The sequence below is a fragment of the Janthinobacterium sp. 344 genome, assembly GCF_900112025.1.
Taxonomy (GTDB): domain Bacteria; phylum Pseudomonadota; class Gammaproteobacteria; order Burkholderiales; family Burkholderiaceae_D; genus Janthinobacterium.
Genome location: NZ_FOKL01000018.1, coordinates 49,052 through 60,399, shown reverse-complemented (window position 1 = coordinate 60,399; position 11,348 = coordinate 49,052). Strand labels below are relative to the sequence as shown.

Annotated in this window: 3 protein-coding genes and 3 pseudogenes; 2 read left to right on the top strand and 4 right to left on the bottom strand. The window is 51.8% G+C overall.

The features are described 5' to 3' along the window. From BM193_RS28620 to BM193_RS29250, 3 genes and pseudogenes are all read right to left on the bottom strand, one after another. Positions 1–380: pseudogene (locus BM193_RS28620) on the bottom strand (IS5/IS1182 family transposase); the annotation flags it as partial. Positions 381–473: 93 nt separating this feature from the next. Then, complete coding sequence (locus BM193_RS28615) at positions 474–5,768, bottom strand: NACHT domain-containing protein (protein WP_139176061.1); 5,295 nt, start codon at positions 5,766–5,768, stop codon at positions 474–476. A 700-nt stretch (positions 5,769–6,468) separates the two neighbouring features. Further along, positions 6,469–6,622: pseudogene (locus tag BM193_RS29250) on the bottom strand (transposase); the annotation flags it as partial. Positions 6,623–6,774: 152 nt separating this feature from the next. On the opposite strand from BM193_RS29250, the gene BM193_RS27645 reads away from it, so the two are divergent. Further along, complete coding sequence (locus BM193_RS27645; protein ID WP_092832592.1) at positions 6,775–7,923, top strand: IS5 family transposase; 1,149 nt, start codon at positions 6,775–6,777, stop codon at positions 7,921–7,923. A 25-nt stretch (positions 7,924–7,948) separates the two neighbouring features. Here the strand turns inward: BM193_RS27645 and BM193_RS27640 are convergent. Next, positions 7,949–8,206 (bottom strand): annotated as a pseudogene (locus tag BM193_RS27640) (transposase); the annotation flags it as partial. A 457-nt stretch (positions 8,207–8,663) separates the two neighbouring features. On the opposite strand from BM193_RS27640, the gene BM193_RS27635 reads away from it, so the two are divergent. Beyond that, positions 8,664–11,267 carry an HD domain-containing protein gene (locus BM193_RS27635; protein ID WP_092797222.1) on the top strand — a complete coding sequence of 868 codons (2,604 nt, stop codon included), beginning with the start codon at positions 8,664–8,666 and terminating at the stop codon, positions 11,265–11,267. Positions 11,268–11,348: the final 81 nt, after the last annotated feature.

Below are 11,348 nucleotides of genomic sequence, written 5' to 3'. Positions count from 1 at the left end.
CCCGGCATACGCTCGAACAAATCAGCAACCAGCTCCCATTCGGCATCGGTCAGGTTCGTGCTGTATGGCGAGATGGCCTCGCGCCGGTGGGCCGCTGTATAGCCATATCGTTTGGCGCCCTCGGTTCGCACCGTGACCGTACGGCGCAGTGGCTTGAGCCGTACGACGCCTAACGCGCGTAGGGCACGACGAATCGTTGCTGCGCACACGCGTAGACCGCAGCGGTAATGCAGTTCGTCGGCGATTTCCTGCAAGCTGGCCTGGGCGCGTTCCATCACGATATCGTGCAAAACTGCGATATGCTCAGGCTTCAACGCTGGAGATGTGTCGTCGGCACTGCTTGACGGCGCAGTGCTGCCAAGTGAATGTTTGGTTGCCATGGCATGCTCCCTCAACATCGAGATAGCATGCCACAACTTCGTTGTTGATTTTGTCTGCACCCTCTAAGGGTCCCACCGGATCTCGTGCTTCAATCATCGATTGAACACTCCCTGGACGCCTCTGAATGCTTCAGTCTGCTCCAATGCGGCGCTGCGTCGGTCACCTAGGTCGATGAGTTTGTCCAGAGCTGTAAGCAGCCCCTGCGCATCTTCGACACGTAGAGGAAAATTCCAGTCGGCTTGTCGTTGGATTGCGCCCGCTAAACGTGCTGGGAGCGTAGTGCCGGTCCAGCCGTCTTCAGCGTCATCGACATTTGCAAGTGCAGCATTGGCCTGTTGTCCGAAATCGGCTATTGGATAGCACTGTCCCGCGCGCTCGCAGAGTTCGAGATATTTCCCCATCACAAATGGTGACCAGCCGATTTTTCGAACTATACCGTTTACCAAAGGAAGAATAATATCGATTTCTGTCCAGTCTTCGTTTGCGAAGCGAGCAGCACCTGAAACCGGCTTCTCAACGTTCACGAATAGAAGTGCCGAAATAATCTCCTGCATTTCACTTGACCTAACCTGGCCTGCTCGCCAGTTGTCCGGGGAAAACTGGTTATCGTCCATAACGCGTGCGGCGCACATCTCCAGCAGTACCATACTATTAGCCTCGACCGACGGTGAATCTAACACGTGGCGTCGGACAAACATGTCGGTAAAACGAGCGAGAATGCCAAACAATTTTTCATCGTCTTGCAGTATTGGCGTAAGGAGTTCGTCGCGAGCGGTCTTTATGGGAAACAATGGTGCTACCCGTGCCAGGATACCTGCCAATGCACGATTCCATTCGAACATGTTGCTTCGACCACTGCTGGAGTGGCCTGGGGTACGCCACGGCGGCAAGTGTACATCCACCGTCCACTTCACCAGATTCTTAATCAGCGGCTCAAGCACAGGATGAAAAGTGTCATTTTTCATCCAATCCTCTAAAGGCATCTGCGGTATCAGTTTGGCCGCCATACGGGCATCAAAGTAAACATCTGGCTCACGCCACTCACCCGTATTTTGCCTGCGGCTGGGCCCCTTCACTTTAATCCAAGCATCTGGCAGTTGCGGCAGTGACAAAAACTTCTTCTTATCCACCGCATCCAGCGCAGCTCTCAGATTGGCTTGACGGGCTTTCTCATCTGCGCTGTGGTCGAAAATCCCTTTTTTATACTTTGCTGTGTGAACGATACATAGGCTTACCATTAGTTGCCCTGCGGTCCATCGCACAATCTCATCCTTATCTTGGAATAGTGCCAGCACCGCCAACTCACTGACGCTATCGATAGGATGTAGTGCCAATGTAAGAAGTCGGCTGATACTGTCGGGGCGAGACAAATCAGACTTGCGATCGTGCTGAAGTGCGAGCACAAGTCGACCAACCGGATGCCAGCTAATTTTCGAGCCGCTATAGGTATCGCGCCTTTCCTTCATATTGGCAATCTTATCCATAATTGCCCAAGCCCAAGCGAGATGTCTGTCGTTGGGTGCGCAAAATCGAATTACGCAGGCGGCCACGGTGGCTGTGACCGACTGCGCGGACGCCACGTCAAGATCTGTCTCATCGAAAAGAATATTTTCGCCCAGTCCCTTGGCATGAGCGACGACTTTTTCCAACGTAAATTCTTCCCCAAGTTTATTAGTACTAAATGACTTAGTCGCCCATCCCACGATGCTGAACCCTAGTAACGAAATAGTACTCTCTTCTAAACGCCTTTCCTCAGATTCAGTTAGGGGATGAGGTGCTTCGTAGGTCACTGTGAATTGTCCTGGTCCATGCGGCTCTTGTTTGTAGTTTTCCTTGCTTCCTAGTGCAGCCCATCGCGTCGCTTCAGTTGAGAGGTGGCGGGTAAAAGTTGCATCGAGTTTGGCCTCCTCGAACTCATAAGGAAGGTCTGCAGTGAAGTTTACTAGCGCTTGCTCAAACTGAGCACTCAGCTCTTGATTACCGCTGAGTGCAAAGACCATTGCTAACTGGCGGATTTCTCTCCGACGGCTTTTCCTCGAATCGAGAAATTCTTTGGCTGCAGCCTTTTCGCCCTCTAGGCGCGATAAAAATCCGAACCCAAATAAATCAATGTCCATGCTGGGCTCTTGGACATATCGAGCAATGTCATGCGCCCAGAGGCGCTGACAGACTGCTATTGGTAAGATGGTTCTGGATACCTCCCATTTCTCCATTGCAAGACGAAGTGCAATTCCGAGGAACGCATAGCATTGACTTCCCTTCAAAATTTCCTCGATTACATCGCTGGCAGACCTTCCATTTTCTAACTGCTTAAACGCCCAATAATTTAGGGATAGGAAAGCGCACTCTAAGGGCTGAGGAGCCAGTTGCCCCAAACCCCAGCTGTACACATGCCAGTCGCCCCAGAATTGTTGCTCTCCCCAGGGAAACCGTATAGACACAGCAAGAGGTGTGCCCATTCGGCTTTTATTAATGGCATGAACCTGGCGCCACCCCGTAGTTGCGTGATTGGCCAGGTCGCTTACCAAACGTAAGGCCTCTTCTGAATTATTTTCGAAAAGGCTCTTGAACGGCTCCTGAAGCGCGGAGGACGGATAGTATGCGTTGTTGTGACGGTCTATCCCAACATCATCAAGGTCGTATTTTTCGCTATGTAAGAAGGATCCGGAATGCAGCGCAGCCTGTTGTTTCGTTGTGCGGGACTCTTCCGGTATCGCGTTCAATTCGGCTCTACGCTTGTAATAGTCCTCTTGACGCGTACGCTCTCGCTGACGTCGTGCTTCTGGGAGTTCTTGTAGTAACTCCGTACGCGTTAGGTCCGCAAGCAATTCAGGGGCAATGACCGACATAAAAGGAGAGAAAGCAATCAAGTCCGAATACGAATGGCGCCTTAAGCGTTCGTCCGCGATAGTTCGCTTGAACAAGTCCCTCGCAAATTCAGGATAGCTTCTCGCTGAACGTAAAAGCATATTTCGCAAGGTGTTGCCTACCCCAGAGTCATCACGGAACCCAATTGTGGTCTTGGCTTCGCTCAGTGATCTGTCATGCAAGGTGCCCATTTCCATTTTACGAAGCCATGACTCAACCAATTGCAAAATTTGGTATGAACGAGGGTTTTCTATATGAGACCACGGATTTTGCCAGACACTAAACAGCTCAAGCGCTTTCGGTATCAGTCTCACAGGCATCTGTGGCGCCTCGCTTATAACCCAATCAATCAAACGCCCCCAAGCGATAAAGTCGGAGGGCCAACCGAGCATATCGGCAAGAGTTAGACGGTCAATCGTACCTACAGGACCGTGGTCCCGTCCCAAAATAATCGGGCTTGGAATGGTATGTTGCGCTTGGAACCAAACTAAAACTTTCTCAAATAATGCATAGTCGTTGGATTGGAGTAAAGTAGAAAATTCGACTATGCGCTTTTGGAAATCTGGTGTAAACGGCGGGGCGGTGAGCCATTCCCGTTGCCACTGTCGCCTGAGGTTTTTGTCATTCAATGATAGGTAGCCGGCAGTCCAGCGGCCTGAATCTCCGAGTGATTCTTGAGCAAGGATACCGACCACCCGGCCGAGAAGCGGGGCCTCACCTGCGGCCACCAACGCAGTCGGCCAATCATCTCCGAGGTCAACCAGGAGCCTGAAGAATGTCCACTCAAAAAATATATCGTGGGAGAATGTAAGTGAAGCGCCGCCGCGTTGCTCATTGATGATTTGGTCGGTCTTTAGCGCTGTAATTTGCGCAACGGAGGAATCTTTTAAGTCTCGCACTGGAATTCTTTTACCGAAATTACGCACTCCGTTTTCTGCAATGTCGATAAGCGCGCGCTGGCGTAGAGGAACAGCGTCGGTGACAGCGTCATGTCCTGCGTTGCTCCACCATGCCGAAATCAAGTCCACTTCAGCTTGCGGCTCGGTTCCATGGGGTATTGAGCGAGCGAGAACTGAAGCAAAGAACGGTCGACGTGCTATCTCACGCACCGCTGGATTTCCGAACAACACAGCGCGAAGATTCGGCTTTGACTGCGCCAGTTGCTCCGACTCGTCTTCAGAAAATGCCTCGACAATAACATCGCCTATCCCGCTCGATGCTATAAAGGTAGGTGGGAACCACGTGCGGAAAGCTTCAAGCCCCTGGTCGCGAGATGTGGCCATCACGCGCCAGTTACCTAGATTCGAATTGTTTTGAATAGCGCGAATTACATCTAAAATCAGTCCGCGTTGGTCGGGTCTAATACGGTCTATGCCATCGATGAACACGATAGGCTTGCTGACGGAACCAATTTCTGAGAGTAGCTGACTCAGGCTTCGTCTAAGGCCCAGACTTGCAGCAAAGGCGGTCCATCCGTTACCAACGAGACGGTCATTTTTAAAGAAGAGAACCGGGCCTCTAGAAGCTGCGTCCTGTGCGAACCGTTTTAAGACAGCAGACTTCCCGCACCCTGGGAGGCCGCCAATCACCACCACTTTGAACTGCTCAAGTTGTCGGGCTAGTTTCAACTGCAACTCAGCTCGCCCAACGTGAAAGTCGTCAATAGTCTCACTCACGTCGTTCATGCATTCCAACGAATAAGCGGACAGAGCCTTTAAGTCGCTCTGGAGGTAAGGGATAGTTCTAAGCGTTACACAGCTGCGAAGTTGAGGCAGTAGCGATTCTCTTGTCCATGTTGTCGCATTGGCTGAGCCTTCTCGTGCAATGCGGCACAACCGGTCAAAAAGCAAAATGTCGAGGCCATCATCATTTGTAACAATGAGCTCCTGAAGACGATTGATTACTTCCGCTCGCCAAGCTCCATTTTCGTCAAGGCCGCTCATCTGCGTCGCATCAAAGTGGCGATAGAACGAAACTTCGTCTTCGGTGCAGCTAGCTTCAAGTAACGGCAGCAGCGATTGTCGCAGTTCACGTTCATCCTTGGCGGCGTTGCCTTCGCTTAGAAAACGCGATTCAAATTCGAGCGAGGTCGGGCTTGCCCGCGCCCAATCAATTAAGCGCTTCAAACTACGCAAGGTGCTGGGCGTCACGTGTTCGACGATGAATCCGCATTTATCGACATCTCTCTTGAACTCAGCTAAACGTTGCGTGGCAACCGCGGCAGAAATTATTCCACGGAATTCTGTATTGGACTCAGAACCGCTAATTGTTATAGAACGCTTTATTTGTAGGCCAATGTTCCGAGTGACACCTGAGTCATCAAAGCCGACAACGAGGTCGTCCATAGGATTTTTTTGCTCTTGCTGAATAGCGACGCTCGTCACCAATCCTGGCTGACCGTAGGCCCTTTCGAACCTTAAAAGTTGAGCGAGATAGTATGCAACGACTGTATCCTCGTAAGTAAAGCCGCTGCCGCCAGTTAGTTCGCTTGAAGCTGCCTTAGGTTGTGGATAGGTCATGTGAATGCCTTGGGAAATTTTCTATTGTCAATTATATTACCGCAACAAACTAGCTCCTCATGAAATTTCGGGCAACGCTTTTATGTCGAATCGTCGTGTTCTATTACTGGAAATCACGAGACTTTGTTTCCAACTCTCCTAGCGTGTGGCTTTGAATCACCAGGAATTCACTAGACGCTCGCAAGTCGCTTGAAATGCGGCTTTTTGTAGGATTGGGAGCAGCTTGTTGTTGAAGCGGTGGCGTACGCACCGTTCCCGTCCCGCCGCCGCCTAAACCGGACACGCCTGGCTGGTGTGGTACTTTGGCCCGGCCAGCAATATGTCGCCGCTCCATTCCATCTTGTGGGCGAGTTGCTGCCTGAACTCTTCTCAGCCCTGGTCTAGAATGGCACGGTGCAGCCCCGACTTCTGGCTGACCTTCTTGCCCGGCTGCCCGCATGAACCAACTGATGAACCCGGTGCCGCCTACATCGCGACCAGCTGCTGCGTTGCTAGTCGACCTTGCGGCGGCGGCAGATGGTCGATCAGGTCCACGGCGCCGGCGTGGCCGGCTGTTGACTATTACCCTGAGGCAGCTTCGGTAAATGTTGCGTCACCCATGCGGATCGGCCGTGTTGCCAGATCAGATCGTGCAACGCGATCAGCCGATCAACTCCCAGTCAGTCGCCTATATGGCGAAGGACTCGGACGACAGGTATTCCCAAGGCAAGCCGGCCTTCAGGGCGAATAGGATGCCGATCAAGGCATCGCGATCGCCAACGCGAGGACATCCGCCATCGAGGGAAAGGACGATGTGCTGGCAACAAAGGCTGAATCAGCTCCCACAGGTCATCAGGAAGAAGTGCTTGGGCCATGGCGCGGCCCTCGAAAATGATGTCAGGTAGGTTTGACCAGCATCGGTCCCCTTTGTTTCCCTGGACGACGTTTTGTTAGGCGTTCTAAGAGGGTGTAGACAAAATCAACAACGAAGTTGTGGCATGCTATCTCGATGTGGGAGGAACATGCCATGGTAACGACACATCCACTCGACGGCACTGAACCGTCAAGCAGCGCCGGCGGCAGACCGCCAGCGCTGAAGCCTGAGCATATCGCAGTTTTGCACGATATCGTGATGGAACGCGCCCAGGCCAGCTTGCAGGAAATCGCCGACGAACTGCATTACCGCTGCGGTCTACGCGTGTGCGCAGCAACGATTCGTCGTGCCCTACGCGCGTTAGGCGTCGTACGGCTCAAGCCACTGCGCCGTACGGTCACGGTGCGAGCCGAGGGCGCCAAACGATATGGCTATACGGCGGCCCACCGGCGCGAGGCCATCTCGCCATACAGCACGAACCTGACCGATGCCGAATGGGAGCTGGTTGCTGATTTGTTCGAGCGTATGCCGGGACAGCGAGGCACGCCCGTGCATTACAACCGCCGCGATCTCGTCAATGCGTGCTCTTACGTGCTGCGCACAGGCTGTGCCTGGCGGCTGTTACCCGAGACGTTTCCTCCCTGGCAGGCAGTCTACAAGGCGTTTTCGCGCTGGGTTGACGCCGGTGTATTCGAACAGATGCAAGACCGGCTGCGCGAACAATGGCGTGTCCGTATGGGACGCGCAAGTACGCCAAGCGCAGCAATCATTGATGCGCAGTCCACCCGGATCTCGCCGCAAGGCGGCGAAAGCGGATTTGATGCAGGCAAGAAGATCAAGGGGCGCAAGCGTCATCTCGTCGTCGATACGATGGGGCTGATCATCGCCGTGTCGGTCACCGCCGCGAGCGTGCAAGACCGGGATGCGGCCGCAGCCGTGGTGACGCAAGCGTGCAGCAAGAGTCCTCGCCTCGACAGGCTCTATACCGACGGCGCTTATGGCGGGAAATGTGCGCATGCCATCGAGCAGGCGCACCGTATTCGCGTTGCAGTGGTGCGTCATCCAGCCAATGGCACGACCGGAACACTGCACGATCCCAATACCACCCCTGAAGATGTTGCGGGTGTGAATGCCGGGTTCATGGTCCTTCCCATGCGCTGGGTCGTCGAAAGGACCCATGCATGGACTGAACGCTGGCGCCGCACGGTGATGCACCACGACCGCAAACTCGATGTCTCGGCAGCTTGGGTCTGGTTGGCTGAGGCGCGCATGCTACTCAACAGACTTGCTTATAAGGGTTAATTTCGTCTACACCCTGTTAGAACGCCTAACAAAACCTCTGAATGTATCTCCAGCAGATGAGTATGCAGGCAAGCGCGAAGAATGCCTGGTGGATATCGGCACGGCGCTCGTAGCGGATGCGTAATCGGCGGAAGCGGTGCAACCAGCCCTGCGTGCGTTCGACCACCCAGCGCCATTTACCCAGGCCATCGCGCGACTCGATGCCGTAACGGACTATGTGTGGAGCAATGCCACGGCTGCGCAACCAGGCCCGATGGGCACGCGAAGCATAGGCCTTGTCGGCATCCTTGGCGGCCTAGCTGTGAAGTTGCAAGAGGCTATTCGGAGTAGATATGAGCCGTGACATCGGGGCCATGCTGCGGCTAGGAATATGATCACACGAAATTAAACAACTAACGTCTACCTCAACCCGACCGCGGCGAAGTAGAGTTCGGAGCGGCTCAACCAGGTCAGTTACCTTTTTTTATCAATCGTAGCCTACCAGGATAGCCAATTTGACGGCTTCTTCAGGCGTTTGAAACGGAAAGCTGTCTCCAGCTAACTAGTATGTGCTGCCCAGCCTCTTGCTACAAATACGTACTCTTTTCGGACGGCTCAACTTTTGCACTAATCGATAAGGTTTGCGCGCTCAGAACAGATAGATTAATATCTGAAAACACCGTTCTCTTGGAAATTATTGTGCAAGAGTGATTTCCTGCACTGATGCGGCATTACCCCATACTTAATTTCTAAACATTGCCATGACGCCTTACATCGAAGCCACTACCCTTTGGAAAAACAGTCTCGGCGCGGTCGACCACGACCGCGAAGCCGAGCAAAAAAAGGAGGCTTTGCGCGGCACGCTTTCGCGTTTTCGCAATAACGTTTCAATGTTGACATTAAGGATCGCAAATCAATTTCCTCAGCTAACGATCCACGATATTACACACTTGGATGCACTGTGGGAGACCGCGAGCTTGATTGCCGGGCCGCAGTATCCTCTTAATCCCATGGAGGCATTTGTCCTAGGCGGAGCTATTCTATTGCACGACGCCGCGCATTGTTCTGAAGCCTATGAGGGAGGAATAGTCTCCATTAGAAACACTGTCGTCTGGAAAGACGCCTATGCAGCCGAAATTAGCAAGGAAAACAGAGCTTCACAGGACGTAATCGAGCAGTTCTGTGACTTTTATACAATGAGGTCATTACATGCACGACAAGCAGAACTCCTGGGCGAACGCGAATGGCCTGGTCAAAACGGAATGCCCTCTTTCTATCTGATCGAGGATCCAGAGCTGCGACGACGATATGGGTCACTGATAGGACAGATAGCCGCGAGTCACAATTGGAGCATCGAAGACGTAAAAAGAATACTGCCGTCTCAATTTAACCCACCGGGAACATGGCCAATTGGATGGGCCGTCGATCCAGTCAAGATCGCTTGTCTATTGAGGTGCGCGGATGCGGCACATATTGATGACCGTCGCGCCCCTGACTTCCTATTTTCGCTATCCAAACAGAGCGGAGTATCCTTAAACCACTGGAAGGCGCAAAATTGGTTAGGCAGGGCAAGCGTTGATACCTCAGATTCCACCGAAAGCAGTTTGCTGATTACGTCGATGAGACCATTTCACTCGCAAGATGCAAAAGCGTGGTGGGTTGCGTACGACACGATTGTTTTAATCGACGCAGAAATAAAGTCATCGAATGCCCTCCTAGAAACGAGACCTCAATGTCTCAGACAAAGCCCTCAGTTTCAAATTCGAAGAGTTACCGGCTCCGAGTCTCCTCAGGAGCTGAGCCGCTTCGTCAGAACGGTAGACTGGACCCCGACCACTGCTAAGATTCACGTTGGGAATCTGGAAAAACTAGTTAGGGACTTGGGCGGCAAACAGTTGTACGGAGATGGCGATAGTTTCGCAGTTGTTATCAGAGAGCTTGTTCAAAACGCACGGGACGCGATACGGGCACGTATGGCACTTGCGCCGAATTTCCGTGGACGTATTTTGGTAAAAGTTAGCCGCAAGTCTGAGACTAAAACCGTTATCGAAATCTGTGATGACGGCATAGGCATGTCCCAGCGCACCATTGTAGGGGCACTCCTAGATTTTGGTACATCATTCTGGGCCTCGGATCTAGTTCAATCCGAATTTCCGGGATTGAGATCATCAACTTTTAAGCCCGTCGGAAAATTTGGCATCGGATTTTATTCTACATTTATGGTCGCGTCAGAAGTTTCCGTGTCCAGCAGATTATTCAGCGACGGGATCTCAGATGTCACCAATCTTCATTTTCCCGATGGATTATCGTTGCGTCCAATATTATCCAAAGGTGGTGGCGTTAAGTTTAATGCAGCATTTTCTACAAGCGTCTGCATCACGGTCGACGAACCAATAGAGACGGTGACAGTTCGGCTCCTAAATAAAGAACAGAAACCCGAGGTACGTGTACCGCTAAGAAATTATCTTGCCGTCATCACAGTTGGCCTTGACGTAGGAATTACACTTCAAATTGAAGGAGAGCATGAGACGCGAGTTCACGAAGATATCAACCTCATTAAATCAGAAGAACAAATCCGAGAATGGATAACTGATTTAACATTTTCCGATGTCTTGGGATCATCTTTACCGCCCTCTGCCGAATACGTTTATGAGAACGCCAATCGACTTAAGGCTATTGAATTTGAAGGGCGCATGGTCGGGTATGCCGCGCTACTTGACCTGCCGCCAAATAAAGAAATGAATTTTCTGACGACTGAAGCTATTGGAGGACTCACGCACCAAGTCAATCGCGCTACGGGATCATATTTAGGATATTTGGAAACCCAGCCGACATCTGCGAACAGGGAATCAGGGATAAGAGTCGCGCCGATCGGGGTTTTGCAAACATGGGCAAATGAACAGATCTCAATCCTCACGAAAAAAGGCGCTGCACGAGAACAACTCTACTGGGCCGCTTCGAATCTAGCCAATCTGGAATTAGATCCAATCGAAATAATATCTTTTCCACTTGTCTACCCTGGCGGCAAGATCGCCCTAAAAACTATTGATGAAATCTTGGATATTTTGGCCTTGTCTCCAATTCCAAGCTTAGTACATCAGCAGACAAATTTTTCTGAGACCAACATTGGATTATTTTGTATAGATGACCTCCCAACGCTCAGGCCACTTACAAATGGAAATTTGATTCAGATGCAACTAGAGAACGGTCAACCAAAATTTCCCACAAGCCTGCTTGGCTGTCTCGCTAGGTTGGCTTCACAGCGCGGGTGCGAGCTAGAGTACGAAGTTAAGCCCAACATCATGAGGACATTTATTGGCACCTTGGATGTGCTCTTTATAAAGCTAAGACCACCTCATGCTTAAAAGTCGAGAGAGTCTCAGGTTTTTGCATTGGTTATCTCGTTCGTGCATTGGCAATGGCGGGCGTTCTAAAAGTCTAAGGAC